At 64.1% G+C, this 26,121-nt stretch carries 22 protein-coding genes and 1 riboswitch; of the genes, 14 read left to right on the forward strand and 8 right to left on the reverse strand.

Going from position 1 to position 26,121, the window contains the following annotated elements:
- Window positions 1-19: 19 nt before the first annotated feature.
- Window positions 20-1,417 carry a purine-cytosine permease family protein gene (locus J5X93_RS14815; protein ID WP_182943092.1) on the forward strand — a complete coding sequence of 466 codons (1,398 nt, stop codon included), beginning with the start codon at window positions 20-22 and terminating at the stop codon, window positions 1,415-1,417.
- Between the two features lie 92 nt (window positions 1,418-1,509).
- Here J5X93_RS14815 and J5X93_RS14820 read toward each other — a convergent pair whose 3' ends face one another.
- Window positions 1,510-2,328, reverse strand: coding sequence for a class II aldolase/adducin family protein (locus J5X93_RS14820; protein ID WP_269475539.1), 819 nt, complete (start codon window positions 2,326-2,328; stop codon window positions 1,510-1,512).
- 36 nt (window positions 2,329-2,364) lie between these two features.
- Window positions 2,365-3,408: an ABC transporter substrate-binding protein gene (locus tag J5X93_RS14825; RefSeq protein ID WP_102081882.1), complete on the reverse strand. Its 1,044-nt coding sequence runs from the start codon at window positions 3,406-3,408 to the stop codon at window positions 2,365-2,367.
- A 189-nt stretch (window positions 3,409-3,597) separates the two neighbouring features.
- Between J5X93_RS14825 and J5X93_RS14830 the strand changes: the two genes are divergently transcribed.
- The 4 genes from J5X93_RS14830 (at window position 3,598) to J5X93_RS14845 (ending at window position 8,809) form a co-directional block, all read left to right on the forward strand.
- On the forward strand, window positions 3,598-5,550 hold the full coding sequence (locus tag J5X93_RS14830; protein WP_102081881.1) for an oxidoreductase: 1,953 nt from the start codon (window positions 3,598-3,600) through the stop codon (window positions 5,548-5,550).
- 40 nt (window positions 5,551-5,590) lie between these two features.
- Window positions 5,591-6,196, forward strand: coding sequence for a helix-turn-helix domain-containing protein (locus tag J5X93_RS14835; protein ID WP_070571348.1), 606 nt, complete (start codon window positions 5,591-5,593; stop codon window positions 6,194-6,196).
- A 92-nt stretch (window positions 6,197-6,288) separates the two neighbouring features.
- Window positions 6,289-7,596 (forward strand): phosphate ABC transporter substrate-binding/OmpA family protein, encoded by a 1,308-nt coding sequence (locus J5X93_RS14840; RefSeq protein WP_182943090.1) that lies wholly within the window; start codon window positions 6,289-6,291, stop codon window positions 7,594-7,596.
- Window positions 7,597-7,759: 163 nt separating this feature from the next.
- Window positions 7,760-8,809, forward strand: a complete 1,050-nt coding sequence (locus tag J5X93_RS14845; protein WP_232092090.1) for a TerC family protein — start codon at window positions 7,760-7,762, stop codon at window positions 8,807-8,809.
- Between the two features lie 31 nt (window positions 8,810-8,840).
- On the opposite strand, the gene J5X93_RS14850 is transcribed toward J5X93_RS14845, so the two are convergent.
- Entirely contained in the window at window positions 8,841-10,070 is a 1,230-nt protein-coding gene (locus J5X93_RS14850) for an acyl-CoA dehydrogenase (RefSeq protein ID WP_043211633.1), read from the reverse strand.
- 139 nt (window positions 10,071-10,209) lie between these two features.
- On the opposite strand from J5X93_RS14850, the gene J5X93_RS14855 reads away from it, so the two are divergent.
- From J5X93_RS14855 to J5X93_RS14865, 3 genes are all read left to right on the forward strand, one after another.
- Window positions 10,210-11,136, forward strand: a complete 927-nt coding sequence (locus J5X93_RS14855; RefSeq protein ID WP_043211632.1) for a LysR family transcriptional regulator — start codon at window positions 10,210-10,212, stop codon at window positions 11,134-11,136.
- A gap of 185 nt (window positions 11,137-11,321) precedes the next feature.
- A complete protein-coding gene (locus tag J5X93_RS14860) occupies window positions 11,322-12,476 on the forward strand; it encodes a cysteine desulfurase family protein (protein ID WP_250033600.1) in 1,155 nt (384 codons plus the stop codon).
- Window positions 12,477-12,623: 147 nt separating this feature from the next.
- Complete coding sequence (locus tag J5X93_RS14865) at window positions 12,624-14,084, forward strand: MFS transporter (RefSeq protein ID WP_182943086.1); 1,461 nt, start codon at window positions 12,624-12,626, stop codon at window positions 14,082-14,084.
- A gap of 9 nt (window positions 14,085-14,093) precedes the next feature.
- Here J5X93_RS14865 and nfsB read toward each other — a convergent pair whose 3' ends face one another.
- Window positions 14,094-14,747, reverse strand: coding sequence for an oxygen-insensitive NAD(P)H nitroreductase (gene nfsB, locus J5X93_RS14870; RefSeq protein WP_043211626.1), 654 nt, complete (start codon window positions 14,745-14,747; stop codon window positions 14,094-14,096).
- A gap of 103 nt (window positions 14,748-14,850) precedes the next feature.
- Here nfsB and J5X93_RS14875 point away from each other — a divergent pair, with 103 nt between their 5' ends.
- Window positions 14,851-15,747 (forward strand): LysR family transcriptional regulator, encoded by an 897-nt coding sequence (locus tag J5X93_RS14875; protein ID WP_043211624.1) that lies wholly within the window; start codon window positions 14,851-14,853, stop codon window positions 15,745-15,747.
- 57 nt (window positions 15,748-15,804) lie between these two features.
- Here J5X93_RS14875 and J5X93_RS14880 read toward each other — a convergent pair whose 3' ends face one another.
- Both J5X93_RS14880 and thpR read right to left on the reverse strand, forming a co-directional pair.
- Window positions 15,805-17,004, reverse strand: a complete 1,200-nt coding sequence (locus tag J5X93_RS14880) for a sugar transporter (RefSeq protein ID WP_070571403.1) — start codon at window positions 17,002-17,004, stop codon at window positions 15,805-15,807.
- 148 nt (window positions 17,005-17,152) lie between these two features.
- Window positions 17,153-17,698, reverse strand: coding sequence for an RNA 2',3'-cyclic phosphodiesterase (gene thpR / locus J5X93_RS14885; protein WP_182815279.1), 546 nt, complete (start codon window positions 17,696-17,698; stop codon window positions 17,153-17,155).
- Between the two features lie 170 nt (window positions 17,699-17,868).
- On the opposite strand from thpR, the gene lpxO reads away from it, so the two are divergent.
- From lpxO to J5X93_RS14910, 5 genes are all read left to right on the forward strand, one after another.
- On the forward strand, window positions 17,869-18,768 hold the full coding sequence (gene lpxO, locus J5X93_RS14890; protein ID WP_043211619.1) for a lipid A hydroxylase LpxO: 900 nt from the start codon (window positions 17,869-17,871) through the stop codon (window positions 18,766-18,768).
- 107 nt (window positions 18,769-18,875) lie between these two features.
- The gene (locus J5X93_RS14895; RefSeq protein ID WP_043211617.1) at window positions 18,876-19,220 is read left to right on the forward strand and encodes a carboxymuconolactone decarboxylase family protein; all 345 of its coding nucleotides are present in this window, start codon (window positions 18,876-18,878) and stop codon (window positions 19,218-19,220) included.
- 76 nt (window positions 19,221-19,296) lie between these two features.
- Window positions 19,297-19,866: a GNAT family N-acetyltransferase gene (locus J5X93_RS14900; protein WP_182943084.1), complete on the forward strand. Its 570-nt coding sequence runs from the start codon at window positions 19,297-19,299 to the stop codon at window positions 19,864-19,866.
- A 47-nt stretch (window positions 19,867-19,913) separates the two neighbouring features.
- Window positions 19,914-20,118: riboswitch (cobalamin riboswitch) on the forward strand.
- Between the two features lie 115 nt (window positions 20,119-20,233).
- A complete protein-coding gene (locus tag J5X93_RS14905) occupies window positions 20,234-22,360 on the forward strand; it encodes a TonB-dependent receptor (RefSeq protein WP_182943082.1) in 2,127 nt (708 codons plus the stop codon).
- A gap of 81 nt (window positions 22,361-22,441) precedes the next feature.
- Window positions 22,442-23,662 carry a glycosyltransferase gene (locus J5X93_RS14910; protein WP_043211663.1) on the forward strand — a complete coding sequence of 407 codons (1,221 nt, stop codon included), beginning with the start codon at window positions 22,442-22,444 and terminating at the stop codon, window positions 23,660-23,662.
- Window positions 23,663-23,705: 43 nt separating this feature from the next.
- Here the strand turns inward: J5X93_RS14910 and cobF are convergent, their stop codons facing one another.
- Window positions 23,706-24,455 carry a precorrin-6A synthase (deacetylating) gene (gene cobF / locus J5X93_RS14915; RefSeq protein WP_090346458.1) on the reverse strand — a complete coding sequence of 250 codons (750 nt, stop codon included), beginning with the start codon at window positions 24,453-24,455 and terminating at the stop codon, window positions 23,706-23,708.
- Between the two features lie 61 nt (window positions 24,456-24,516).
- Window positions 24,517-25,806, reverse strand: a complete 1,290-nt coding sequence (locus tag J5X93_RS14920; protein ID WP_182943080.1) for an OprD family porin — start codon at window positions 25,804-25,806, stop codon at window positions 24,517-24,519.
- Between the last annotated feature and the right edge of the window lie 315 nt (window positions 25,807-26,121).

The raw sequence follows: 26,121 nt of genomic DNA on the forward strand, positions 1-26,121 counted from the left end.
ACAAGTACGCGGAGTGCCCATGTCCAACAAACCCGTGATCGAACGGCGCTCGATCGACTACATCCCCGAAGCTGAACGCCATGGACGCGTGTACAGCCAGTTCACACTCTGGCTGGGAGCCAACCTGCAGATTACCGCTATCGTGACCGGCGCCCTGGCCGTGGTGCTCGGCGGTGATGTGTTCTGGTCGCTTATCGGCCTGTTGATCGGGCAATTGGTCGGTGGCACGGTGATGGCGTTGCACGCCGCCCAAGGCCCGCGCCTGGGCCTGCCGCAGATGATTTCCAGTCGTGTGCAGTTCGGAGTCTATGGCGCGGCCATCCCCATGGTGCTGGTGTGCCTGATGTACCTGGGCTTCACCGCCACCGGCACGGTGCTCTCCGGCCAGGCCATCGGCCAATTGATGAGCGTCAGCGACAGCACCGGCATCCTGATCTTCGCCAGCGTGATCGTGCTGGCCACCCTCGCCGGCTACCGGGTGATCCATTGGATCGGGCGCGTGGCCAGCGTGTTGGGGATCATCGCCTTCATCTACCTCTTCAGCCGCATCCTGATGCTGGCCGACATCGGCCAGTTGATGGACAACCGCCATTTCTCCTGGGCCTCGTTCCTGCTGGCCGTTTCGCTCGCCGCCTCCTGGCAGATCGCCTTCGGCCCGTATGTGGCGGATTACTCGCGCTACCTGCCCAGCAGCACTTCGCCGGTCAAGACCTTCCTCGCCGCCGGCCTGGGTTCGGTGATCGGCGCTCAAGCCTCGATGATCCTCGGTGTGTTCGCCGCCGCCATCGCCGGCGGCCAGTTCACCGGACACGAAGTGGCCTATATCGTTGGCCTGGGCGGCGCAGGCACTACCGCGGCCCTGCTGTACTTCAGCATCGCCTTCGGCAAGGTGACCATTTCGACGCTGAACTCCTATGGCAGCTTCATGTGCATCGCCACCATCATCAGCGGGTTCCGTGGCCATCTGCAGATCAGCCGAGCGCAGCGCCTGGTGTTCGTCCTGGCTATCGTCGGTGCCGCGACCTTGGTCGCGCTGCTCGGCCAGCATTCGTTCCTGAGCGCGTTCAAGTCATTCATCCTGTTCCTGCTGACCTTCTTCGTGCCCTGGAGCGCGGTGAACCTGGTGGATTACTACTTCATCACCAAAGAGCGCTACGACATCCCCGCCCTGGCCGACCCTGAAGGGCGCTATGGCCGCTGGAACTGGCCTGGGATCATCGTCTACACCTTCGGTGTGCTGGTGCAGATGCCGTTCATCGACACCAAGCTGTACACCGGCCCCATGGTCGCCCACCTAGGCGGCGTGGATGTCTCCTGGCTGATCGGCCTGGTCGTGCCGAGCGTGCTGTACTACTGGGTCGCCCGTGGCCGCGCGGCGCAGGCACCGGCCCACATCATCGTGCCGGATGCTCGCTGACACCGGCGCCTTCGTCCCTTGGGCTGCTGTGCAGCCCATTGCAGGCTTCGCCGGCTCAACGACGCGGTACCCTGGGAGCCGGCGCTGGCGTCTCAGTCGCGATAATCCGGCGCCACCCGCTCCAGCAACCGCAGCAAGGCCTGCCAGGCCAATGCATTGCCGTCTGGGTCCGACAACTCCCCGGCTTTCAACGGCCGCGCCGGGGCATTGAACTGGCGCTCGGTATGCGCGCACACCTCGTGCGGCGGCACGATCACCTGCCCGGCCTGCAAGGCCGCCAACTGGATCTCGCAGGCTTTCTCCAGGTAGTACATGCGCATGAAGGCCTCGGCCACGCTGCTGCCGACGGTCAACAAACCATGATTGCGCAGGATCATCACCGAGTGCTCGCCCAGGTCCGCCACCAGGCGCTGCTGCTCGTCCATGTCCAGGGCGATGCCTTCATAGGCGTGGTAGCCAACCCGGCCGTAGAACTCCATGGAAATCTGGTTGAGCGGCAGCAAGCCGCATTCGAGCGCCGCCACTGCGCAGCCAGCCCGGGTGTGGGTGTGCAACACGCACTGGGCGTCCTCGCGGGCGCCGTGAATGGCGCTGTGGATGACGAAACCGGCCGGGTTCACCGGGTAGGGCGTCGGCTCCACCGGATTGCCCTGCAAATCGATCTTCACCAGTTTCGAGGCCGTGATCTCATCGAACAGCAGGCCGTAGGGGTTGATCAGAAAATGATGCTCAGGGCCCGGCAAGCGCACGGAGATGTGGGTGAAGATCAGATCGGTCATGCGAAAGTGCGCGATCAGCCGGTAGCAGGCGGCCAGTTCCTGGCGCAGGGTCCGTTCGGAGGGGGTCATTGTTGTTGTCCTGGTTCGAGAATGTGAGAGGCCGAGGTCTGTTCGGCGCTCCGATTTACCCACGAAGGCCGCGAAGCGGCCTTGGGGATTGAATCTACCTCACTTGCTGGCCCATGCGTTGAAGCGCTGCTCCAGCTCCTCGCCATGGTCAACCCAGAACTCGACATTCATCGCCAGCGCGCCCTTTAGGTTTTCCGGTGAAGTCGGCACCCAGCTGGCCAACGCAGGATCGAGCCTGGCTGCGGCCTGAGTGTTGGTCGGGCCATAGGGGATCTGCTGCACATACCGCACTTGGGTGTCTGGCTGGTTGGCATAGGCAATCAGACGCCGTGCCTGATCGACATGCTGGGAGCCCTTGATAATCGCCCAGTAATCCATGCCATACAGACTACCCGGCCACACCACCGCCAGCGGACTGCCCTGCTGGGCAGCGACGGCGATGCGGCCGCTGTAGGTGGAGGTCATCACCACATCGCCTGCTGTCAGCCACTGCGCGGGCTGGGCGCCGGCATCCCACCATTGGATGTAAGGCTTGAGTTCGGTGAGCTTGGCGAAGGCGCGCTCGACACCTGCCGGAGTAGACAGCACCTTGTAGACGTCCTCGACCTTCACGCCGTCGGCCAGTAGCGCGAACTCCAGGTTGTACACCGCACGTTTGCGCAGCCCGCGCTTGCCGGGAAACGTCTTCACATCCCAGAAATCCGCCCAGGACGTGGGCGCCTTGGCCAGCTTGTCGCGGTCATAGGCAATCGCCACGCTCCACACCAGCGCCGCCGAACCGCACGCCTGGGCCGCGTCCGGGATCAGCTCGGCGGCATGGCCCATCTGTTGCCAATCCAGGCGCTCGTAGATGCCTTCGTCACAGCCGCGCATGAGGTCCGGGCCTTCGATCTGCACCACGTCCCAATCGACATTCCCGGTATCGGCCATCACCTGGATCCGGGCCATCTCGCCGTTGTACTCGCTCTGGATCAGCTTGCTGCCATCCTGGGCGCTGAAAGGCTGGAAGATCGCCACGTCCTGGGCTTTCTGGCCCGCGCCGCCATAGCCGACCACGACCATCTGCGGCGCCGCCTGCGCACTGCCCAGGCCCAAGGCCAGAAGCACTGCGCACAATCCGGTCCTGCGGGGAAATGCTTGCATCGGTGGTTCCTCCTGCCGGTGCCTGGCCGGTGCAGCGCAGGCTCCGCTTTCTTGTTGTTGTGAGGGATGCCCCTGAGCGAGGGGTCGAGGGAACGCTAGACGCCAGCCAGTAAAAAAACAAGTTGATTTTTTACTGGCGCTACACTTTCATGGAAAAAACAAGAACGACAACCGACCGGAGCTGCGCGCATGTCGACCGCCTTCCCCCACCTGTTCGAACCGCTGCAGATCCGTGGCAAACGCCTGAAGAACCGCATCATGTCCACCGGACATGACACCTGCCTGCCCACCGACAACTTGGTCAATGACAAGCTCATTGCCTACCAGCGCGCCCGCGCCGAAGGCGGCGCCGGCCTGATCGTGCTGCAGGTGGCGGGGGTTCACGACAGCGCCCGCTACACCTCCCATGTGCTGATGGCCACCGACGATGCCTGCATCGACGGCTATCGCCGTCTGGCCGAGGCCTGCCACGCCCACGGCACCGTCGTGCTGTCACAGTTGTTCCACCCCGGGCGCGAGATCATGGAAACCGCCGATGGCCTGCTGGCAGTGGCCTACTCGGCCTCGGCGGTGCCCAACGAGCGTTTTCGGGTGATGCCTCGGGCGCTGGACCAGGCGATGATCGACGAGATCATCCAGGGCTACGCCAGTGCCGCCCACCGCCTGCATCAGGCCGGGCTCGACGGCGTGGAAGTGGTAGCCAGTCATGGCTACCTGCCGGCGCAGTTCCTCAATCCGCGGGTCAATCGCCGCACCGACGGCTACAACGGCGGCCTCGAGCAACGCCTGCGCTTTGTGCGTGAAGTGCTGAGCGCCGTGCGCGCAGCCACCGACGAGCAATTCATCGTAGGCCTGCGCATCAGCGCCGACGAGCGCGACCCCGAAGGCCTGACCGAGGACGAATCCCTGGTGGCTGCCCAGGCCCTGCAGGGCGAGATCGACTACCTGCACATCGTCGCCGGCACCTCCGCCTCACAAGGCGGTGCGGTGCATATCGTTCCGCCCATGGCCATCGAGCCTGCGTATCTCGCCCGCGAAGCCGGCACGTTCAAGGCGCGCCTGGACATCCCGCTGTTCGTCACCGGACGCATCAACCAGCCCCAGGAGGCCGAGTTGATCCTGGCCCGCGGTCAGGCCGACGTCTGCGGCATGACCCGCGCGCTGATCTGCGACCCGCAGATGCCATCGAAGACCGAACGTGGTCAGGTAGAGGACGTGCGCGCCTGCATCGCCTGCAACCAGGCCTGTATCGGCCATTTCCATCGCGGCCTGCCGATTTCTTGCATCCAGCGTCCAGAGACCGGCCGCGAACTGCAATACGGCACGCTCATCCCCACCCAGGCGCCCAAGCGCGTGATGATCGCAGGCGGCGGCCCGGCCGGCATGAAAGCCGCGGCGGTCGCAGCGGCGCGCGGTCATGAGGTGACCCTGTACGAGGCCGGCCCACAGTTGGGTGGCCAGGTGCAATTGGCCCAGCTGCTGCCGCGTCGCAGCGAGTTCGGCGGCGCCAGCACCAACCTGCAACGGGAGATGGAACTGGCCGGCGTGCGCGTGGTGCGCAACACCCGCGTCGACCGGGCCTTGGTCGAACGCGAACGTCCCGATGTGGTGATCGCCGCCACCGGCGCCCGCCCGTACTGGCCCGAATTCGAACGCAGTGGCGACTTGCAGGTGGTCGATGCCTGGCAGGTGCTGCGCAACCAGGCCACCCTGGGACGCTCGGTGCTGGTGGTGGACTGGCGCAGCGACTGGATCGGCCCCGGCATCGCCGAGCGCCTGGTGCGCGAAGGCCATCAGGTGCAGCTGGCAGTCAATGGCACCCACTGTGGCGAGAGCTTGCCGCTGTACGTGCGCGACCAGATGGCCGGCGAGCTGCACCGCCTGGGCATCCCCATCACCCCCTATGCCCGGCTGTACGGCTGCGACGACAACACCGTCTACCTGCTGCACACCGCCAGTGGCGAACCGATGATCTTCGAAGAGATCGACACCCTGGTCCTGTGCCTGGGCCATCAACCGGTGGACACATTGGCCGAGGAACTGGCCGGTTTGGTTCAGGTGCGGCGCATCGGCGACTGCCTGGCACCGCGCACCGTCGAAGAAGCGATCCACGACGGCCTGACGGTTGCCTGGGCGCTCTGAGGCTGGTCATACTTCTGGCTTTCCCGATGGACCGACGCGCATGAGCCAGCAACCCCAGACGCCGCCGCCCGCCGCCGAAGACGGCGGCGCGGCCCCGCAGTTTCTCGGCACCCGCATCCGCGGCCTGCGCAAGCGCCGCGGCATGACCCTCGCCGAGCTGGCCAAGCAAAGCGAACTGACCGCCGGCTACATCAGCCAACTGGAGCGCAATCTCTCCTATCCCTCGATCCCGGCGCTGTTCAACATTGCCCGCAGCCTGGGCGTGACCATCCAGTGGTTCTTCGCCAGCGAGGCCAGCACCGCCCCTGAGGACCAAGGCTACGTGGTGCGGCGCAACAGCCGCCTGAGCGTGCATTACGAGGACGGTATCGTCGATCAGTTGCTCACCCCCCAGCCCAACCGGCAGCTCGAAATCCTCCATTCGCGCTTTCCCCCGGGCACCTACAGCCAGCAGAGCTACAGCCACGAGGGCGAGGAAGCCGGCTATTTGCTGTCCGGTAGCTTCGAGCTGTGGGTCGGCGAGCGGTATTTCCAACTCAACGAAGGGGACAGCTTCAGTTTCTCGAGCCAAGAGCCCCATCGTTATGGCAATCCCGGAGAAGTGGATGCCGTGGTGATCTGGGTGATCACGCCGCCGACATTCTGATCGGGCCCCTTTTCTCAGCCTCACGCCCTGTCATCTCCCGGTCACGCCACTGTCGTAATCTGCAGCGCATCTTTATGCCACAGGTCTCCGGCATGCCTCGCCTGTTCGCCTTGCTGTGCTGTCTGTTCCCCTTGTGGGCCCTCGCAGGGCCCGCGCAACTGCGCATCCAGGGCTCCAATACCATCGGCGCCGCCCTGACACCCGCGCTCATCCAAGGCCTGCTGGCGGCCCAAGGTGCCACTGCGGTCACCCAAACCCCGAGCCGCCAAGCCAACGAAACCGAAATCAACGCACTCGATGCCCAGGGCCAGCCTTTGCGCATCACCATCGCCGCCCACGGCTCGAGCACCGGCTTCACAGCCCTGGGCGATGGCCAAGCGGACCTGGCGGCCGCGTCCCGCCCCATCACCGACGACGAAGCCCGGCGTCTTCGGGCACTAGGCGATCTTCGCGGCAAAGGCGCCGAACAGGTCATCGGACTGGACGCAGTGGCGGTAATCGTTCACCCGGACAATCCGCTGGCCCAACTGACCACCGCGCAATTGGCCCAAGTGTTCTGCGGCCAGGTACGACGCTGGGAACAGCTCGGCGTGCCCGGCGGGGAGATCCGTCTGTATGCCCGTGACGATCGCTCCGGCACGTTCGAAACCTTCAAGGCTCTGGTGCTGGAGCCACGCCAGCAGACGCTGGCCGGTCAGGCGCAACGTTTCGAATCCAGCGAAGCGCTGGCCGAGCGGGTCAAGGCTGACCGCCAGGCCATCGGTTTCAGCAGCCTGGCCGCCGTGCATGGCGCCAAGGTGCTGGCCATCGCCGAAGGCGACGCGCCAGCCATGCTGCCTACCCCAACGCTGGTCGCCAGCGAGGATTATCCGCTGTCGCGCCGCTTGTTCTTCTACCTGCCTGCTCGCGCCGCCCCTTTGGCGGTCGCCCTGGCCGAGTACACCCAAACCCCCGCCGGGCAGGCCATCGTCGCCCGCCAAGGCTTCGTGGCCCAGCAGGTCAAAGCCCTGCCCGTACCCGCCCAGGCCGACATGCCGCCACGCTATCGGACCCTGACCGCTGAGGCCCGGCGCCTGACCGTGAACTTTCGCTTCCAGCCCGGCAGCGCCAACCTGGACAACAAGGCGCTGCGCGACGTACGCCGGGTCGCAGACTACCTGCGCCAGGCCGGCAAGCTGCAGCACCAGGTGGTACTGGTGGGGTTTGGCGACCCCAAGGAAACCCAGGGCCGCGCCGCCCTGCTCTCGCGCCTGCGGGCCATGGCGGTGCGCCGCGAGCTCGCCCGCGATGGCGTGGAAATCAAGGAAGTGACCGGCATGGGCGACGAACTGCCTGTGGCCGACAACGACCAGGAACAAGGGCGGCTGCGCAATCGACGGGTGGAAGTGTGGGTGTACTAAAGGACTGGGCAGCCTCGCAAAGAAATGTAACAGCGCGCCATTCGGCAGGCTCACTGATCGGGACTACGCTCAAGCCTATGTGATACCGGGCCCCTCTGACGGCTACCCAGCCGCCATGTCGGATCACTGTTGCCATGCAACGTCGACATTAAAGGAGGGGCTCATGATGGCTCTGCACACATTCCTCACCACCCCGTTCCTCGGCACCAGCGCCTGGCTGTGGCTGGTCTTCATCGCTATCGTCATCGGCCTGCTGGTCCTGGACCTTGGCGTGCTCCACCGCAAGAACCGCGAGATCGAAATGCGCGAGAGCCTGCTGCTGTACGCCGGCTATTTCAGTGTCGGCGTGTTGTTCGGCGCGTGGGTCTGGTACGAGCTGGGCGCGCAGTCGGCGCTGGAGTTCTACACGGGGTTCCTGGTCGAGCAATCGCTATCGATGGACAACGTGTTCGTCATGGCCATGATCTTCGGTTTCTTCGCCATTCCCCGCCGTTACCAGCACCGGGTACTGTTCTGGGGCATTCTCGGCGTGGTGGTCTTGAGGGCGATCATGATCGGCGTAGGTGCGGCGCTGGTGCAGCACTTTGCCTGGGTGCTCTACCTGTTCGGCGCCTTCCTGCTGTTCACGGGTGTAAAGATGGCTTTGGCTCGGCAGGAAAGCCACCCTGACCTTGCCAACAACCCGGTGCTACGCTTCGTACGTCGGCACATGCGGGTCACCGACCAAGTCCACGGCGCACACTTCTTCGTGCACCTCACCCCGCCCGGGCAGCACACCGCCGTGCGCCATGCGACGCCGCTGTTCCTGGCACTGGTACTGATCGAGTTGGCCGACCTGGTGTTCGCCGTCGACAGCGTCCCGGCGATCTTCGCCATCACCCAAGACCCGTTCATCGTCTACACCTCGAACATCTTCGCCATCCTTGGTCTGCGCTCGCTGTACTTCGCCCTGGCGGCGCTGATGCACCGCTTCGTCTACCTCAAGTACGCCCTGGCGCTGGTGCTGGTGTTCATCGGCTGCAAGATCTTCTACCACGGCCTGGTGGGCAAGGTGCCCGCCTTGCTGTCGCTGGGCGTGACGTTCGGCTTGCTGCTCGGCGGGGTGCTGTTGTCACTGTTCAAGACCCGCGACCGGCATGACGACCCGGCGCGAGACCACCCGGACCTTGCAGAAAAAAACGAGCGCGCCGGTTCTCCCCCATCTGGTCCATAACCCGCCTCGGGGCCGCATAAGCGGCCCCAGTTCAGTGACCGCTACGCAGTAGCTCCTTGGGCACATGCTTGCCGATCTCGTACTTGCCCACCGCTGCCCGATGCACTTCGTCCGGCCCGTCGGCCAGGCGCAGGGTGCGCTGCATGGCGTACATGTAGGCCAGCGGGAAGTCGCCACTGACACCGGCCCCGCCGTGGATCTGGATCGCCCGGTCGATCACCTTCAACGCCACGTTTGGCGCCACCACCTTGATCTGGGCGATCTCGCTGCGCGCGACCTTGTTGCCGACGGTGTCCATCATGTAGGCGGCCTTGAGGGTCAGCAGCCGCGCCATGTCGATCTCCATGCGCGAATCGGCGATCTTGTCGACATTGCCCCCCAACCGAGCCAGCGGTCTGCCGAACGCCGTGCGCTCGACGGCGCGCTTGCACATCAGCTCCAGGGCACGCTCGGCCATACCGATTGAGCGCATGCAGTGGTGGATGCGCCCAGGGCCCAGGCGACCCTGGGCGATCTCGAAGCCACGCCCCTCGCCCAGGATCACATTCTCATACGGCACCCGTACGTTCTCGAACAGCACCTCGGCATGGCCATGGGGCGCATCGTCGTAACCGAACACCGGCAACGGGCGGACGATCTTCACACCCGGCGTGTCGGTAGGCACCAAGATCATCGAGTGCTGCTGATGACGCGGCCCTTGCGGGTCGGACAAGCCCATGAAGATCATCACTTTGCAGCGCGGGTCGCAGGCACCGGAGGTCCACCACTTGCGCCCGTTGATCACCCACTGGTCACCCTCGCGCACGGCCGTGGCGGCCATGTTGGTGGCGTCGGAGGACGCAACGTCCGGCTCGGTCATGGCGAACGCCGAACGGATCTCGCCGCGCAGCAACGGCTCCAGCCATTGGCGCTTCTGCGCCTCGCTGCCATAGCGCACCAGCACCTCCATGTTGCCGGTATCGGGCGCCGAGCAATTGAACGGTTCCGGCCCCAGCAGCGAGCGCCCCATGATCTCGGCCAGGGGGGCGTATTCGAGGTTGGACAGGCCTGCGCCGTACTCCGACTCGGGTAAGAAGAGGTTCCACAGGCCTTCGGCGCGGGCCTTGGCCTTGAGTTCTTCCATGATTGCGGTGGGCTGCCAGCGATCGCCCTCGGCGACCTGGCGTTCGAACACCGGCTCCGCTGGGTAGACATAGGCGTCCATGAATGCCGTGACACGCTCACGCAATGCCTGGACCTTGGGCGAATAGGCGAAATCCATCAGGGCTACCTTCACAGGCTTGAGAACATGAGCCAGAGCCTAGAGCACCGAGGCGCTATCCACCTAGTCTATTTTCCGCGTGTATTAACATTCATAAGCAATATATGATCGGCCGATAATTCCTATAAAGAGCAGCGCCATGAACCTCAGCAAGGTCGACCTCAACCTGTTCATCGTCTTCGATGCCATCTACACCGAAGCCAACCTGACCCGTGCCGGGCAGATCGTCGGCATTACCCAGCCTGCCGTGTCCAACGCCCTCTCGCGCCTGCGCGAAACCTTCAACGACCCGCTGTTCGTGCGCACCGCCCAAGGCATGGTGCCCACACCAATGGCGCAGAACATCATCGGCCCGGTGCGCAACGCCCTGGCCTTGCTGCGCACCTCGGTGCAGGAAAGCCGTACCTTCAACCCGCAGCAGGCCAACAAGACCTTCCGCATCAGCATGACCGACCTCACCGAGGCGGTGATCCTGCCGCCGTTGTTCCAGCGCCTGCGGCGCCTGGCCCCGGCGCTGGTGATCGAAAGTTTCCTGTGCAAACGGCGCGAGACCACCAAGGAACTGGCCGCCGGTCACCTGGATTTCGCCGTGGACGCCCCGCTGAACATCGACCCGCAGGTGCGCCACGTCAAGCTCATGCAAGATCGCTTCGTTTGCGCAATGCGCCCCGGCCATCCACTGATCGAAGGCAAGCTCACGCTCGACAGCTACCTTGCCCTGACCCACATCCACATCTCCAGCCGCCGCAACGGCCTGGGCTATGTGGACCTGGCCCTGGGCAAAATGGGCCTGCAGCGCAAGATCGCCCTGCGCTCACAGCATTACTTGATGGCTTCGCAGGTATTGCAACAGACCGACATGGTGATGACCGTCCCCGAGCGCTTCGCCCGCCGCCATCAATTGCGCCACTTGCCGCTGCCGGTCGAAGTGCCGCCGCTGGAAACCCACTTGTACTGGCACGAAAGCACCGACCAGGACCCGGCCAACCGCTGGATGCGCGAGCAGATCATCGACCTGTGCGAACGGGTGACGACGGAAGAAGAAAAGCAGCCCCTCTCGGCCTGAAGCTCTGCCCGGAAGGCCTCCCGCTCCCTAGTTGGAGAAATTTTTCCTACACGAATCGACTCCAGAGAAAAATTGATCCTCAAGCCAGAGCACAATCGGCCAACAAGGCAAAAAGCATCTCCGCCCGCTGGGTACGATGGGACATCGATCGCCACTTCACGGCAACTTGCACGGACCCGCCCATCATGCCCAGCGCCCCCCTCTACTTCGACTACGCCGCCACCACTCCTGTCGATGCCCGCGTCATCGAGACCATGATCACCTGCCTTGGCCACCAAGCGCATTTCGGCAACCCAGCATCCAGCGGCCATGTCTATGGCCAGGCCGCCCGCGAGCTCGTGGAACAGGCTCGCCGCCAGGTAGCCGAGCGCGTAGGCGCAGACCCGACCGACCTGGTCTGGACCTCCGGCGCCACCGAATCCAACAACCTAGCGCTCAAGGGCATTGCCCAAGGCGTCGGCCACCCAGGCCACCTGATCACCAGCGAACTGGAGCACAAAGCGGTGCTCGATACCGTGGCCGAGCTCGAACGTCTCGGTTGGACGGTCACGCGCCTGGCACCGGATGCACGCGGGCTGATCCAACCCCAGGCAGTACAGGCGGCGCTTCGCAACGACACCCGCCTGGTGTCGCTGATGGCGGTGAACAATGAACTGGGCACCCCTACCGATTTCGCCACCATCGGCGAACACGTGCGCGCCCATGGGGCCCTGTTGCACGTGGATGCCGCCCAGGCAGTGGGCAAGGTCGCCCTCGACCTCGCGCGTCAGGCGGTCGATCTGATGTCGTTCTCGGCGCATAAGGTCTATGGACCCAAGGGTATCGGTGCATTGTACGTCGGCCCGCGCGCACGCCCGGTGCTGCGCGCCCAGATGCACGGCGGCGGCCATGAGCGCGGCCTGCGGTCCGGGACCTTGGCGACCCACCAGATCGTCGGCATGGGCAGCGCCTTCGCCCTTGCCGGCGGGCCCGGCGACAGCGAGCACCAACGCATCGTCCAGCTCAGCGAACGCCTGCGCCGTGGCCTGCTCGCACTGCCCGGGGTGCGCCTCAATGGCTGCCCGCAACAACGCATTCCCCATACCTTGAACCTGTGCATCGACGCCAAGGGGTTCAACAGCGCGGCATTGGCCAGCGAACTGGCCCTGTCCTCGACTTCGGCGTGCAACTCGGCGAGCAATGCCGCTTCCCACGTCCTGCTGAGCCTGGGTCTGGACGAAGCCCGGGCACGCAACAGCGTGCGGATCAGCCTTGGGCGCTTCACCTGCGAGGCCGAGGTGGACAAGGCCATCGAGGTGTTCGGGCGGGTGTTGAACGCTGCATCTGTCGCCTTGTGGTGACAGTCCCGACCTGTTCGCGGGTAAACCCACTCCCACAGGCACAGCGGACCAGGTTGGGGCGGGTTTACCCGCGAACTGAAATGAACTCCGCCCCCTGAAAAGAGCTCCACTGCCAGGCACACACCGCCAGCCTCGGAGCCCCTTCTGGTGACCCAACGCTCGCCCTGCTCTTCGACCGGGCGCCTCTACCATACTGACATTCCCGCCCGTCTCGACCGCCTGCCCTGGACCCGCTTTCATACATTGCTGGTGATAGCGCTGGGCATCACCTGGTTGCTGGACGGCCTGGAAGTCACCCTGGCAGGCTCGGTGTCAGGAGCCCTCAAAGACAGCCCGGTGCTGCACATGAGCAACACCGATATCGGTCTGGCTGGCGCCGCCTACATCGCCGGCGCCGTGCTCGGAGCCCTGCTCTTCGGCTGGCTGACCGACCGCCTGGGCCGGCGCAGGCTGTTCTTCGTCACCCTGGCGCTGTACATCGGCGCTACAGCGGCCACGGCGTTTTCGTGGAACCTGGCAAGTTTTCTACTGTTCCGGTTTCTCACCGGGGCCGGCATCGGTGGCGAGTACACCGCCATCAACTCGACCATCCAGGAGTTCACCCCCGCGCGCTATCGCGGCTGGGTGGATCTGGTGATCAACGGCACCTTCTGGCTGGGGGCTGCCTTGGGTGCGATCGGCGCGGTGATTCTGCTCGATCCGGCCTGGATCGGCGGCGATCTGGGCTGGCGACTGTGCTTCGGTATCGGTGCGCTGCTGGGCCTGGCGATTCTGCTGATGCGCCTATGGATCCCGGAGAGCCCGCGCTGGTTGATGGTCCACGGGCAACCCGAGCGCGCCGAACGCATCGTCAGCGACATCGAACACCAGCTGCGCGGATGTGGCGCCGTACTGCCATCCCTCGACGCCCCACCCTTGCGCCTGCGCACACGCGACCACACGCCCTTGGGCGAGGTCATGCACAACCTGTTCGTCGTCCATCGACGCCGGGCCTTGGTCGGCCTGACGTTGCTCAGTGCCCAGGCGTTTTTCTACAACGCGATTTTCTTCACCTATGCACTGGTGCTCACCGATTTCTATGGCGTGCCGTCCGAGCGTATCGGCTGGTACGTGCTGCCGTTCGCCCTGGGCAATTTCTGCGGGCCGTTGCTGCTGGGGCGACTGTTCGATGTGTTGGGCCGGCGGGTGATGATCAGCACCACTTACCTGGTATCCGGTGTGCTGCTGGCCATCAGCGGGTATGGGTTCGAGCAAGGCCTGCTCGATGTCACGGAGCAAACGGCAGCCTGGATGGTGATTTTCTTTTTCGCCTCCGCCGCCGCCAGCTCCGCCTATCTCACCGTGTCCGAGACCTTTCCCCTGGAAATCCGTGCCTTGGCCATCGCCGTGTTCTATGCCTTCGGCACCGGGCTGGGCGGTTTGATCGGACCCGCGTTGTTCGGTGCATTGATCGAGACTGGCGAGCGCATCAACGTGTTGTACGGCTACCTGATCGGCGCAAGCCTGATGATCATCGCCGCGCTGGTGCAAGCACGCTGGGGCATCGCCGCCGAACGCCGCGCGCTGGAGCATGTGGCCAGGCCCCTGTCACAGGAGCCTGACGACTAGCCCCTCGGCTCAGAGGAAGGTGAACACCGTGGAAGCCGGCAGACGCGACTTGTTGAGCCCGGCATTGAAGTCCTGCTCGCTGCGATAGCCCAGGGCGAGCACCACCACACTGGTGAAACCCTGCTCGCGCAGGCCCAGTTCCGCATCCAGCACCTTGCTGTCGAACCCTTCGATAGGCGTTGCGTCCAGGCCATGGGCAGCGGCGCCGAGCAGCGCGGTGCCCAAGGCCAGGTAGGTCTGCTTCTCCATCCAGTGCTGCAGATCCTTCTGGTCGAAGCGGTGCAGATTCACATAGCCACGACGGCTGGCGTCCTGCCCGGCACGGGCCTGCTCGTCGCGGAATCGTCCATCGGCCTGTTCCTGCTCGAGCAAGGCATTCAGGTGCGCTTCGGTCATGTCGGTGCGGGTGCAGAACACGATCACATGGGAGGCGTCGAGGATTTTTGGCGAGTTGTAGGCAAAACGCCCATCAGCGGCCTTCGCCAGGCGCGCCTTGCCCTCGGCGCTGTCGGCGATGACGAAGTGCCAGGGCTGCGAGTTGACCGACGACGGGCTGTGGCGCAATTGTTCGAGCAGCGCATCGACAGTGGCCTGGGGAATGCGGCGTGCGGCATCGTAGGCTTTGGTGGTGTAGCGGCGCTTGGCCAGGGCAACGGTATCCATCAGGACAACTCCTCAAGAGAACGGATGTGTGGCGCATCTTATCTTTCCCGTTAAAAAGAAAAAACCCGCACAATGCAGCAACACTTTCATCGCTGGAGTGAAAATGCTGCGTCTTACCGATCTCGAACTGTTCGTGCGTAGCAGCGCCTTGGGCAGCTTCACCGCCGCCGCCCATGAAGCGGGTCTGCTGCCGGGACAAGTGGCGGCAGCGATCAAGCGCCTGGAGCGCGAGCTGGATGTGCGCCTGTTCGCCCGAACCACCCGCAGCCTGCGCCTGACCGCCGAGGGCGAGCTGTACCTGCCCACCGCCCAGAGCGTGCTGGACACCCTGCGCCAAGGGCGCGACAACCTGCACGGCGCCCACAGCAGCCTGCGTGGCGTGCTGCAGGTGTCGGCGCCTTCGGACCTTGGGCGCAACATCCTGCTGCCCTGGCTCAGTGCGTTTCGCCGCGAACACCCAGAACTGAGCCTGCGGTTCTTTCTTTCCGACCAGGTCGCCGACTTTTCCCGCGATCCGGTGGATGTGGCTATTCGCTACGGCCTGAACGCCGAGGCCAACTACATTGCTCTGCCCCTGGCGCCCTGGAACCGTCGGGTACTGGTGGCCTCCCCTGACTACCTGGCCCGCCACGGCCGTCCGCGCACGCCCGAAGAGCTCCAGCAGCATGCCTGCCTGCTCTACTTGCAACTGGGGCGGGTCTACGACAAATGGCGCTTGGGCAGCCGCACCGTACAGGTACGCGGCCCACTGTTCAGCGACGATGCCGACGTGGTGCGGCGCTGGGCCCTGGAAGGCGAAGGGATCGTCTATAAGTCATGGCTGGATGTGAGTGCCAACGTGGCGGCGGGCGAGCTGGAAATCCTGATGCCCGAGCACCCCGGCGAGCCCACACCCGTGACTCTGGTGTGCCCCCACCGCAAGCAATTGTCGCCTGCGGTTTCGCAGTTGCATCTGTGGCTACGCGAGCGCTTCGCGGCGTTGCAGCCCGACGACACTTGATGCGATCAGCCTGCTCAGCACCGTCTGCTTCGCCGCCGGATTCAAGAGCGCCTGCGTCTACTTGCCTAACGCCTGGCGAAACCGCGCCGTACTCGCCGCCGCCAGCACCAGCCCCACCACCGCAACGCTGCCACCGACCACGCCGATGTACGCCACATCCAGTTGGCTGCTGACGATACTCCCCAGCAGGGCACCACCGCCGATGCCGATGTTGTAGATCCCCGAGAACAGCGCCATGGCCACATCGGTGGCGTCCGACGCCAGCTTCAGAGTCTTCGATTGCAACGACAGGCTGAAGCTCAGGATCGCCACGCCCCAGACCATGCTCAAGGCCGCGAACACATAGAAATTGCCCGACAGCGGCAGCAACAGCAGCAGGCACGCGGCCAGGGATGCGATGGCCGCCACCAGGAACCCATGGGGGAAGCGGTCGCTGTAGCGGCTGAACAACAGCGACCCGAACACCCCGGCCCCACCGAACAGCAGCAGCAACAGCGTCGTGCGCTCGCCGCCGATCTGCGCCACGTGCAAGGCAAACGGCTCGATGTAGCTGTAGGCGGTGAACTGCGCGGTGATCACCAACGTCACCAGCAGGTAGGTGATCACCAGTGCCGGGCGTTTGAACAGGATCGGCAGGCTGCGCAGGGAACCGGAGTTCTGGCTCGGCAGCAGCGGCAGCGACTTCACCAGGCACAGCAAGGTGGCCAGTGCCACACCGGCAATGCTGAGGAAGGTCACCCGCCAGCCTAAAGCCTCGCCCACCACGCGTCCCAGCGGAATGCCCATGACCATGGCCAAGGTGGTACCGGTGGCCAACAGGCCCAGGGCCTTGGCCTGCTGGCCTGGGGGGGCCACGCGCACCGCCAGCGACGCGGTGATGGCCCAGAACACCGCATGGGACAGGGCAATGCCGATACGGCTGACCAGCAGCATGGCGAAGCTCTGGGACAGCCACGACAACAGGTGGCTGACGATGAACACCAGAAAGACGAACAACAGCAGGCGCCGACGCTCGATGTTGCGGGTGATCAGCATCATGGGCAACGAGGCCAGCGCCACTACCCAGGCATAGATGGTGAGCATCAGACCGACCTGGGCGGTGCTCATGTCGAAGCTGTGGCCAATGTCGCTGAGCAGCGCCACCGGTACGAACTCGGTGGTATTGAAGATGAAGGCCGCCAGCGCCAGGGCGATGACACTGAGCCAGCTGCCGCTTTGCGCGGTGGTGGGCAAGACGCTTGGAGTAGGTCCGTTCATGGATGGGTTGTTGATCTCCGCAGGCAAGACGAAAAGCCACACGCCACGTGCCGATGCTGGCCAGTGCCGTGCGGTTTGTTATTGAAAGGAATGCTCGGCATGGTACGCGTCAAGCCCCTGTCTCACAACCATGAAGCCTGTGCTGGCCTCAGCCTTCCAAAGGCCACTCGGCCAGTGGCCAATAGGCGCCCTTGCGCGACTCGTAGAGCACGAACGAGCGCGCGGCAAGGAAAAACTCCGGCGCCGTGGGAGACTCCGGCACCTGGGCGCGAAAATCGCGGGACAGCGTCAGGTGTGGCCGGTACTCGCGGGTCTGCTCGGCGACGCCCAACGGCAAGGCTGCCTGTTGCAGGGCGTAGACCAACTGACCCAAGGCCGGAGGCGTCTGCTGGGGCTCAAGGACCAAGACACTGGCGCGATGCCACACTTGTAGACGATCCAGCACCAGACGTATCGGCGCCTCTGGACGCTTGAGCTGATCCACGGCGGCGCACAGGGCGGGCACCTGGGCGACATCCACATCGCCTAGAAACAACAATGTCAGGTGAAAGTTCTGCGCCGGCACCGGCTTGCCACTGCGCAGCGCCAGCGCGCGCCGCCATTGGGCAATGGCGCGGCGCTGGGCATCGCTGACCGTCAGAGCGAAGAACAGGCGCTTGAAGGGCTGGCCCTTGTCGCGTTCGACGAATGCCATTGGTCATTCCCTCCTGGAAAAGGTCTAGGCCGGGGCACACGGCACGAACGGGGCTTATCGTACGAATGTCTGCCTGGCAATGTGAGATTAATTCTATAAAGCCGACGCATGATTGTTTATGCTGGCGGGCTCAAGCCACGAAGCATGGCCATCTTGACAAGCAGCCGTCCATGAAAATTGCATTAGTACTTCTATTCGTCCTCTCGATCGCCTATGTCCACCTGCGCGGTCGGGTTCGCCACAAGTTGACCCGCCAGCTGGGCGATCACTCCAGTTTCCTGGCGCCGGTCAACGCCTTCCTGTACCTGTTCTCCAAACACCCGGCCAAGCCCTACTTGCCGGTGGAGGCCTTCCCTGAGCTGCAACCGCTCAAGGACCACTGGCAGGAAATCCGCGAAGAAGCCCAGCAGTTACTGCACGTCGGCGAGATCAAGAAATCCGACAACTATGACGATGTCGGTTTCAACTCGTTCTTCAAGACCGGCTGGAAGCGCTTCTACCTGAAGTGGTACGGCGAGAGCCATCCTTCTGCGATGAAGCTGTGCCCCCGCACCACCGAGCTGCTGCAGGGTATCGGCACGGTCAAGGCCGCCATGTTCGCCACCCTGCCGCCAGGCGCCAAGCTCGTGCGTCACCGCGATCCGTATGCCGGCTCCTATCGCTACCACCTGGGCCTGGACACGCCGAACGACGACGGCTGTTACATCGATGTGGATGGCGAAAAGTACGCTTGGCGCGACGGCGAAGCGGTGGTGTTCGACGAGACTTACATCCACTACGCCGCCAACACCACCGAGCACAATCGCATCATTCTGTTCTGCGACGTCGAGCGCCCGCTCAAGTACCGCTGGGCGACCGCCTTCAACCGCTGGTTCAGCCGCAACGTCATGGCCGCCGCCGCCGCGCCCAACGACGCCAATGACAAGACCGGCGGCATCAACCGCCTGTTCACCCGTATCTACAAGATCCGCGAGCGCGGCAAAGCGCTGAAAAAGCGCAACCGCACCCGCTACTACCTGGAAAAGTGGGCGGTGGTCGCAGCCTTGGTGCTGTTCTTCATCTACATCTGAAATGCCAATGGGCCGCTTCGCGGCCCATCGCGACACAAGCCCGTCCCTTGCCGAAAACTTCGACTAGCCTGAAAGCTCCACTCCGCAACCTTCCCAAGGTGAAGACGATGAGCATGATGGACTGGGACGCCTACCGTAAGCAGTTGATGGCCGGCATCGGCGATCTCAAGCAGTTGTCTCCGGACACCGTGGCCGGCTACATGACCGCCAGCGGCGCCGGTGCCAAGACCAACCACCTCGATGCCAAGACCCGCGAGCTGATCTCCCTCGCCGTCGCCGTGACCACCCGTTGCGACGGCTGCATCGCCGTGCACTCCCAACAGGCGGTCAAGCAAGGCGCCACCCGTGAAGAGATCGCCGAGGCACTCGGCGTGGCCGTGGCGATGAACGCCGGCGCCGCGCTGGTCTATTCGGCCCGCGCCATGGACGCCGTGGGCAAAGCCGGCAGTTGAACCCGACCGGCGTCGTCGCCCTTGCGCGGCGGCGCCAAGCCACCCAGACTTGGCGGTCCAGCCCGCAGGAGCCGCCATGATCCAGATCCGCCCCATGACCCCGGAAGACTTCGACCGTTTCTGGCCGACCTTCCAGGCCATCGTCCAGGCCCGCCAGACCTACGCCTTCGACCCCGCACTGACCTTCGAGCAGGCCCGCCAGCTGTGGCTGGATCTACCCCTGCACACCCTGGTGGCCGAGCAGGACGGCGAGTTGCTGGGGTCTTACTACCTCAAGGCCAACGCCGCCGGCCCTGGCAGCCATGTGGGCAACTGCGGCTACATGGTCAGCGAGGCCGCTCGTGGCCGTGGCGTGGCCCGATTGATGTGCGAACACTCACAGAAGCTGGCCCGCCAGGAAGGTTTCCTGGCGCTGCAGTTCAACTCGGTGGTGGCTACCAACGAAGTGGCGGTGGCGCTGTGGCACAAGCTCGGCTTCGAGACCGTCGGCCGGCTGCCCAAGGCGTACCGCCATGCCCAACTGGGGTTGGTGGACTGCCTGGTGATGTACAAATGGCTGGCGGACGAGCCGGTGGTGGAAAAGCCCGCGCTGCTGATCGGGCGCAAGAATATCGAGGCGCGGGTCTCGCGCCGACGCGGGCGCTGAGCCCTCGCCTTTCCCCCGCGCATTGACTGCCCACCCGATCGATGGTCAGATGCGTGCCAGTTTCAGGTGTCCTGCGCCGCCGCGCGCAGGGTGAAACGGGAAGCCGGTGCGTCGTCCCTACGACAAGTCCGGCGCTGCCCCCGCAACGGTAAGCGAGCGAATCCTTCGACAGACCACTGTGCGCCTGCATGGGAAGGTGAAGGCTTCATGACCCTCGCAAGCCCGGAGACCGGCCTGGAACTTCACATTGGCAAACCCGCGGTGGGCGGGCGCAGGCCGGTCTTCGCGCACGCCCCTTGCGTGCGCGTTCGCTTGTCTTTGCGTTGTTTCCACCGGGATCCATTCATTCCTGCAGCAGTGGAACGACATGTCCCGTACCTACACGCTTCATACCTTGGCGGCCTGCCTGGCCGTTGCCCTTCCGGCAGTGGCCGATGAACAGCACAATCCCGTGCTGGCCCTGCCTTCGACGACCATCACCGACACCCACGACACGCTGGCCATCGATCTGGCCACCCCGACCGATGCCGGATCGCGCCTGAACCTGAGCGCCCTGCAAACCCCGGCCAGCACCAGCACCCTCAGCGCCGAACAGATCGAGCGGCGTAACAACCTCACCGTCCAGGACGCCGTGACCCGCTCGCCAGGCATCAGCTTCACCGGCAGCCCCGGCGATGGCGGCACCGGCCTCTCGGCCCGGGGCTTCGAAGGCCATAGCTCGGTGATGACCCTGTTCGACGGCTCGCGCCTGTACAGCGGCGCCGGTACGCTGACCTTCCCGGTCGATCCGTGGATGGTCGAGCGCATCGACATCCTCCGCGGGCCAGCCTCGGTCCTGTATGGCGAAGGCGCCACCGGGGCGGTGGTGAACGTGATTCCGAAAAAACCTTTCGCCGGCGACGTCCACAACCGGCTGCGCTTGGGCTACGGCTCCTGGGACCGTCAACAGCTCGGCCTGGACAGCGGCGGCAGCCTGAGCGAGCGTCTGAGCTACCGGATGACGGTCAACCAGCAGGCCGGCAACGGCTGGGTCGATCGTACCGACTCGCGCAGCCTGGCTTTGAGCGCCGCGCTGCGTTTCGACGCCACCGATGACCTGAGCTTCACCCTGGCCCACGAGCGCGGCGATGCAGAACCTGCCAACTACTACGGCACGCCGCTGATCGAGGGGCATTACCGCAGCAGTCTGCGCAAGAAGAACTACAACATCCAAAACGACGTCCAGCGCTACCACGACGAATGGACCCGGCTGAACACCGACTGGACCCTCAGCGACAGCGTATCGGCCAGCAACCAGCTGTACTACATCAAAAGCCGCCGGCATTGGCGCAATGCCGAAACCTATGCCTGGAATGGTGATCAAGACCGGCTGGAGCGCGGCAGTTTCCTTGAGATCAAGCACAACCAAGAGCAGATCGGCGACCGCCAGAGCTTGACCTTCGTCCATGATCTGTTTGGCCTGGCCAGCACGACGCTGGTCGGCGCCGAATACAACAAGATCCGCTTCAATGTCGACAGCAACGCGCCCTACGACGATGGCATCACAGACCCGCTCGACCCTTGGCATCCCGCCCCTGGCAGGTTCCATAGCCTGTCGCCGACACGCCCACAGACATTGTCCACCACTCACACCTTTGCCCTGTTCGCCGAGAACCGCACCGAGCTGACCGAGCGCCTGTCGTTGGTGACTGGTATCCGCCGTGACCAGAATCACATCGAGCGTAACGATCTGGTCAACGACACCCGCAGCGAGCGCAGCCTGCCAGGCGGAAACTGGCGCGCCGGGCTGGTGTTCGCCGTCAACGACGACTTGTCTCTGTACGGGCAATACTCGACCAGCGAGGATGGCGTAGGCGATTTGTTGACCCTGCGCCCGGAGCAACGCTACGACCTGACCGAAGCCAAGCAGACCGAGCTGGGCCTCAAGCAACGGTTCTGGGAGGGCCGTGGCGAGTGGACGCTGGCGGCCTACCACATCGTCAAGAAGAAACTGCTGGTTGCCGACCCCGTGAATCACGGCGTACAGCAAGCGGGCCAACAGACCTCCGATGGCCTGGAGGCGACGGTGGAACTGGCCTTGGCCAACCAGTGGCAGGTCTCGGCCAATGCTGCAGTGGTGCGCGCCAAGTTCGATGACTATCTCGAGAACACCGGAAGCGGCGTGGTGGATCGCGCTGGCAACAGACCGGGCAACGTGCCAAGTCGCACGGCCAACCTGTGGCTGAGCAAGGGGTTTGGCCAACAGGTCGATGCCGGCCTGGGTGTGCGTTACGTGGACCAGCGCTACGACAGCGCGGCCAATGAGAACAGCGTACCTGGCTATACGGTGGTCGATGCCAATCTGGGCTGGCAGGTGTTGCCGGATGTGCGCCTGGGCTTGCAAGTGAACAACCTGTTCGACCGTGAGTACGCGGCGTCCTACGTCTATACCAGCGACCAGTGGCTGCTGGGGGCACCGCGTTCGTATTTTGCGACGCTGGATTACACGTTCTGAAGGCTGGCATGGGGCTGCGCTGCGGCCCCCTGCCCCCGGACATGATTAAATAGCGCCTTTTCCAGCCCAAGGCCCTCCTCCATGCTCCACGTCCTGGTCATCGGCCAAGCCTGGCCCGAACCGCGCTCTTCCGCCGTCGGCGGTCACATGATGCAGATCCTCGAGAGTTTTCTCGCCCGCAACTGGCGCATCACCTTTGCCAGCACCACCGAGCCTGCCGAGCACAAGGCCGACCTCCGCGCCCTGGGCATCACCGAGCTGGCCCTCGCCGGCGACCACGCAAGCATTGCCCACCTCCTCACCGAACAGGCGCCCGACCTGGTGCTGTTCGACCGATTCGAAATGGAAGAGCAATTCGGCGCCATCGTTGCCCGGCACTGCCCCAACGCCCTGCGCGTGCTGGAAACCTCAGACCTGCAAAGCCTGCGCGAGGCCCGCCACCAATTGCTGCGCCGGCGACTGATCGAAGGCTTGGACCCCAACGACTTCCGCGGCCTGTTCAACACCAGCGGCCCCGAGCTGTTCCGCCAAATGGCGCCGAGCGCGCTGGCCCAGCGTGAGCTGGCCGCGATCTACCGCTGCGACCTGTCGCTGATCATCTCGGACGTGGAAACGGACCTGCTGGTCAATGGCTTTGGTGTGCCGGACTACCTGTTGCACTGGTGTCCGCTGATGCTCGACCCTGCGGCCCAGACGTTGCGCCCCTTCGCCGAGCGCGAGCACATCGTGACCATCGGCAACTTCCGCCATGCACCCAACTGGGACGCGGTGCTGTGGATGAAGCACAACCTCTGGCCGATGATCCGCCGCCACTTGCCCGGAGCCCAGTTGCACATCTACGGCGCCTACGCCTCGCCCAAGGCCCAGGCGTTGCACAACCCAGACGAAGGTTTCCACCTGCTCGGCTGGGCCGAGGATGCCTTGCAGGTGATGAGCAACGCACGCCTGTGTTTTGCGCCGCTGCGCTTTGGCGCCGGGATCAAGGGCAAGCTTGCCGACGCCATGCTCTGTGGTACCCCCAGCGTCACCACGCCCATCGGCGCCGAGGCCATGCACGGCGCCCTGCCCTGGCCCGGCGCCGTCGCCGGGACCGCCGAGGCACTGGCGAAAGCCTGCGTGCGGCTCTACAGCGACCAAGCGGCGTGGCAACAAGCCCAGGCGGCCTGCGCCCCCTTGCTCAAGACCCGCTACGACCGCAACCGCCACGCCTTGGCCCTGACCGAGCGGATCGAGCACAGCCTGGCGCATCTGGATGAACAGCGTCTGTACAACTTCACTGGGGCCATGTTGCGTCGGCGTTGAAACCGAAGACGCAAAGCGGCCCCGATTCCCGATCTGTCCCACGTCAGCATTCGCGCCGCAGCAAGTAGGTGTCCATGATCCATCCCTTGCGTCGCCGCAATCGCACCCTCAACTCGAGAATCTGTGCCTTGACCTCTTGCAGCGGCCCAGCGACCAGCACCTCATCATCGGTCCCCAGGTAGGCGCCCCAATAGATGGTCAATTGCGGATCGTCCAACCCGGCGAAGGCGCACTGCCCATCGAGCATCACCACCACGTTGTCGATCCGTGTCTGCTCGGCCAGGCGCCGCCCAGGCAGCACAGTCAGAGGCTCGCCGATACGATTGAGGGGAATCTGATGGCGCGCGGCCAGGGCCTGCACGCTGCTGATGCCGGGGATGACCTCCAGCATCAAGGCCATGCCCTGTTGGCGAACAAGGTCGAGCACACGCAACGTGCTGTCGTACAACCCCGGCTCGCCCCAGAGCAGGAAGGCGCCGACATCGTCAGGGCCCAGCTCGTCCTGCAGCCACTGGCCATACAAGGCCGCGCGCTGGCGATGCCAGTCCTGCACCGCGCCGAGGTAATCCTGCGCCTGGCCATCGCGCCGCGGGTCGCTCAATTGCACCAAGCGATAACCGCCTTGTGGCACGTAGCGCGCCAGGATGTTTCTGCGCAACTGCACCAGTTCATCCTTGTCGTCGCCTTTGTCGAGGACGAAGAACACCGTGGCGCGCCGCAGCGCATCCACCGCTTCATAGGTGATCTGGCGTGGGTCGCCCGGACCGATGCCAATCAGCAGCACGCGTTTCATCGCCCTGTCCTCCTGCCAACCAGCCGCCATTGTCGAGCGGCCGGCGGCATTTGGCAAAACGCTAGAGAATCGAGAAGTTGTAGCTCACGATCACCCGCGTCTCGTCCATGTCCCGCGCCCATTTTTCATAGTTGCTGCGGTAGGTGGAGTTACGCAGGCGCACGCTCACGTCCTTGAAGGTGCCGCTCTGCACTTGGTACTTGAGCTCGGTATCGCGCTCCCACTCTTTGCCTTCGGCGCTGCTGCCGGGAACCTTGATATGGTCGCCGTTGATGTAGCGGGTGAAGAATGTCAGGCCCGGTACGCCAAGGGCCTTGAAGTCGTAGTCATAACGCAGTTGCCAGGAGCGCTCTTGAGCGGCGGCAAAGTCATTGACCTGGGCGTAGTTGACCAAGTAAGGGTTGCTGCCATCCAGATACGGCATGGCGCTCTGGCCATACATGCGCTGCCAGCCGGCGCTGATCTTGTGCCCACCCAGGCTGTAACCGAGCATCCCGCTGAAGGCACGGTGGTCGATTTCACCCGCGCGGGCGTTGCCGATATCGTCGCTCTTGATCAGGCGTAGGTCGGCCGACAGGCTGCCCACCGCCAGAGGCTGGCTGGCCACCAGGCCCAGGAATTGTTGGCGATAGATGTTCTCCAGGCGCGACACCTGGTACTGGCCACTGAGGCGGTCATTGAAACGGTAGTCAAGGCCGGCCAGATCGAAGTGGTCGGCCTCGATGTTGCAGGCATAGCGCTTGTTCTTGCAGTGAACGCGGATGTCCTGGCGATCGGTGGAGTCCCGAGCGGTGTACTGGTTCAGGCGAGCCAAAGTGAACTTCAGGTTACGCACTTCTTCGGAGGTAAGCATCGCGCCATGGAACATCGTTGGCAGCAGACGGCCATCGTTGTACTTGAGCAGCGGCATATCCGGCATCATCGATCCGTAGCGCAGCACGGTGTCGGACACCTTGACCTTGCCAGCCAGGCCAAGCTTGGCGTACTGATCGGCCGAACCGCGCGGGTCATGGCCCGACGAGGGCAGCAGGCCACTGTTGCTATCGGCCGGGCTGGAATCGAGCTTGAAGCCGACCATTCCCAGTGCATCCACACCAAACCCCACCGGCCCCTGGGTATAACCGGACTGCACATTCAGAATGAAACCCTGGGCCGTTTCTTCGCGTTTGGATGCGCCTTGACTTGAACTGCTGTGGCCATCACGGAAATCCCGGTTGAAGTAGACAGTGCGCGCTTCGACCTTGGCGCTGCTGTCTTCAAGAAAACCGGCGGCCTGGGCATGGGCACCGACACACAGGAACAACAGGCCGGTAAAACGGCGCCCGGGGGCTGAGGAAAACGGGGGAAACATGCGAAAGGAACATCCAGGAAGAAGGCGAAAAACGATCCGGGGCAGCATTGCCCCCGGCACTACGGAACAGCCGACAAACACGATGGCCATCATCTTGAATGATCGTGCAACCCCTCTAGCATGCGCCATTGGACGATAGTCTAAGCACCGCTGAAGAGCAATTTGCAACGCGCTGCGAATAAGGCGCGAAAAACTAACAAAGTTCCGCGATTACTTATAAAAAGTTTGCGGTTTACCCAGTAGTGGACGACGACTACAATCGATATCAGCGAACAGCTGTACCCATCCCCGTGGCCGGCGTTTATTGCTTCTTGT

Origin of the sequence: Pseudomonas sp. BYT-1, assembly GCF_023611805.1 — a bacterium.
Lineage (GTDB): Bacteria > Pseudomonadota > Gammaproteobacteria > Pseudomonadales > Pseudomonadaceae > Aquipseudomonas > Aquipseudomonas guariconensis.

Bases quoted from the DNA above. Each gene is read 5' to 3' on its own strand.
- J5X93_RS14835 (WP_070571348.1), top strand. From the start codon at position 5,591: ATGAGCCAGCAACCCCAGACGCCGCCGCCCGCCGCCGAAGACGGCGGC.
- J5X93_RS14845 (WP_232092090.1), top strand. From the start codon at position 7,760: ATGATGGCTCTGCACACATTCCTCACCACCCCGTTCCTCGGCACCAGC.
- J5X93_RS14825 (WP_102081882.1), bottom strand. From the start codon at position 3,408: ATGCAAGCATTTCCCCGCAGGACCGGATTGTGCGCAGTGCTTCTGGCC.
- J5X93_RS14815 (WP_182943092.1), top strand. From the start codon at position 20: ATGTCCAACAAACCCGTGATCGAACGGCGCTCGATCGACTACATCCCC.
- J5X93_RS14880 (WP_070571403.1), bottom strand. From the start codon at position 17,004: ATGAACGGACCTACTCCAAGCGTCTTGCCCACCACCGCGCAAAGCGGC.
- cobF (WP_090346458.1), bottom strand. From the start codon at position 24,455: ATGAAACGCGTGCTGCTGATTGGCATCGGTCCGGGCGACCCACGCCAG.
- J5X93_RS14860 (WP_250033600.1), top strand. From the start codon at position 11,322: ATGCCCAGCGCCCCCCTCTACTTCGACTACGCCGCCACCACTCCTGTC.
- J5X93_RS14920 (WP_182943080.1), bottom strand. From the start codon at position 25,806: ATGTTTCCCCCGTTTTCCTCAGCCCCCGGGCGCCGTTTTACCGGCCTG.
- J5X93_RS14830 (WP_102081881.1), top strand. From the start codon at position 3,598: ATGTCGACCGCCTTCCCCCACCTGTTCGAACCGCTGCAGATCCGTGGC.
- J5X93_RS14850 (WP_043211633.1), bottom strand. From the start codon at position 10,070: ATGGATTTCGCCTATTCGCCCAAGGTCCAGGCATTGCGTGAGCGTGTC.
- J5X93_RS14895 (WP_043211617.1), top strand. From the start codon at position 18,876: ATGAGCATGATGGACTGGGACGCCTACCGTAAGCAGTTGATGGCCGGC.
- J5X93_RS14855 (WP_043211632.1), top strand. From the start codon at position 10,210: ATGAACCTCAGCAAGGTCGACCTCAACCTGTTCATCGTCTTCGATGCC.
- J5X93_RS14905 (WP_182943082.1), top strand. From the start codon at position 20,234: ATGTCCCGTACCTACACGCTTCATACCTTGGCGGCCTGCCTGGCCGTT.
- J5X93_RS14900 (WP_182943084.1), top strand. From the start codon at position 19,297: ATGATCCAGATCCGCCCCATGACCCCGGAAGACTTCGACCGTTTCTGG.
- nfsB (WP_043211626.1), bottom strand. From the start codon at position 14,747: ATGGATACCGTTGCCCTGGCCAAGCGCCGCTACACCACCAAAGCCTAC.
- thpR (WP_182815279.1), bottom strand. From the start codon at position 17,698: ATGGCATTCGTCGAACGCGACAAGGGCCAGCCCTTCAAGCGCCTGTTC.
- J5X93_RS14875 (WP_043211624.1), top strand. From the start codon at position 14,851: ATGCTGCGTCTTACCGATCTCGAACTGTTCGTGCGTAGCAGCGCCTTG.
- J5X93_RS14910 (WP_043211663.1), top strand. From the start codon at position 22,442: ATGCTCCACGTCCTGGTCATCGGCCAAGCCTGGCCCGAACCGCGCTCT.
- J5X93_RS14840 (WP_182943090.1), top strand. From the start codon at position 6,289: ATGCCTCGCCTGTTCGCCTTGCTGTGCTGTCTGTTCCCCTTGTGGGCC.
- lpxO (WP_043211619.1), top strand. From the start codon at position 17,869: ATGAAAATTGCATTAGTACTTCTATTCGTCCTCTCGATCGCCTATGTC.